Annotated in this window: 2 protein-coding genes; one reads left to right on the top strand and one right to left on the bottom strand. The window is 54.6% G+C overall.

Going from position 1 to position 1,400, the window contains the following annotated elements; all coding sequences use genetic code 11:
• Positions 1-59: 59 nt before the first annotated feature.
• Positions 60-542: a hypothetical protein gene (locus tag ACFWW2_RS16035; RefSeq protein ID WP_393929544.1), complete on the top strand. Its 483-nt coding sequence runs from the start codon at positions 60-62 to the stop codon at positions 540-542.
• A 213-nt stretch (positions 543-755) separates the two neighbouring features.
• Here ACFWW2_RS16035 and ACFWW2_RS16040 read toward each other — a convergent pair.
• Positions 756-1,400: integrase core domain-containing protein (locus tag ACFWW2_RS16040; protein WP_393929546.1), on the bottom strand; the 645-nt coding region annotated here is incomplete at its 5' end.

The raw sequence follows: 1,400 nt of genomic DNA on the forward strand, positions 1-1,400 counted from the left end.
ATGTGGATCGGGCAACGTCGTGATGGTAGTCTTCGTCATGTGGCATATCCTTTTCTCAAATGAGAATTGCGGCGCGTCAACAACGCCATGATATGCCGCCCCTCAGGGGCTATCACCAACTTTCAGCTATATCTCTCTCACCCTGGGAGATCGAGACAGATTGCATTCTGTTTGCTGACCTCGATGCAACGATGATCGATGAGACGGTCCTCTGTTTGACCGCAACCTTAACCGTAACACATGATGAGCTTCTCACCTTCTTCACCGCAGCACTCTTTTGCCCAAGTGACGATGGAGATGCTGAATCCTATGACACCCAGCTTCGGTGGTTCACCGATGAGGCTGAAGATGAAGTGATCGGGTATCTCTCCGGCATTGATGATGTGCGTCTGAACCAGGTCCAACGGATCATTGCCCGGGAACTTTGGTGGATCCGCCGCAAGGGGTCCAATATCTCCATTCAGATCATAGGGAAGGACGTGCAGGTCGAGGGGTTGGAAACAGCCTTCACACGTTCCACGGAGGTGCCATCGTCAGCGTGAAAGAGGAAAGGGGGCTTCGCCTTGAGTGATCCCAGGAGGGATCGGAAAGAGCTTGCGCCACGGCGCAAGCGGAAACTCTCAGACAAAGGACTGAACTCATGCTGAATGGCAAACTCATCGAAAGCGCAACTGGCTACAACTTGGCTGTTTTGTAGTGGTTCAGATGTGATCTGACAGTTGGCCGTTTTTCCGGCGGCGTCTGTCAGGCGAAGTTCAGTTCACGAACTTTTCCCGCCAGATTTCTTTCCCGTCGATCATAGTTTCGATGGGTGTTCTGCCGCAACACATTTTGCCCTGATGCGTGCGCTCGTGGTTGTAGTGATGCAGCCATTCATCCAGATCGGCCTGCAGCGCGTCGATGCTGTCATAGAGCTTCTTGCGGAACGCGACCTGGTAGAACTCCTGCAGGATCGTCTTGTGGAACCGCTCACAAATGCCGTTGGTCTGCGGCGATTTCACCTTGGTCTTTGTGTGATCGATATCGTTGATGGCCAGGAAGAGCTGGAAGTCGTGCTTGTCGACGCGACCGCAATACTCCGTACCCCGGTCGGTCATGATCCGCAGTACGGGCAGGTCGTGTTCTTCATGGAACGGGAGCACTCGGTCATTAAGCAGATCAGCCGCCGTGATCGGCGTCTTTGTGGTGTAGAGTTTGGCGTGCGCCACCTTGCTGTATGTGTCGACATAGGTCTGCTGGTAGACCCGCCCGACGCCCTTCAGGGTGCCGACATAGAACGTGTCCTGGCTACCCAGATAGCCTGGGTGGGCGGTTTCGATCTCGCCGCAGGCCTCATCGTCGTACTTCTTCTTTTCAAGCGCCTGAACCTGGGCCTCGGTCAGGATCATGCCATCCTCGGC

The organism is Yoonia sp. R2-816 (assembly GCF_046762905.1).
Classification (GTDB): domain Bacteria; phylum Pseudomonadota; class Alphaproteobacteria; order Rhodobacterales; family Rhodobacteraceae; genus Yoonia.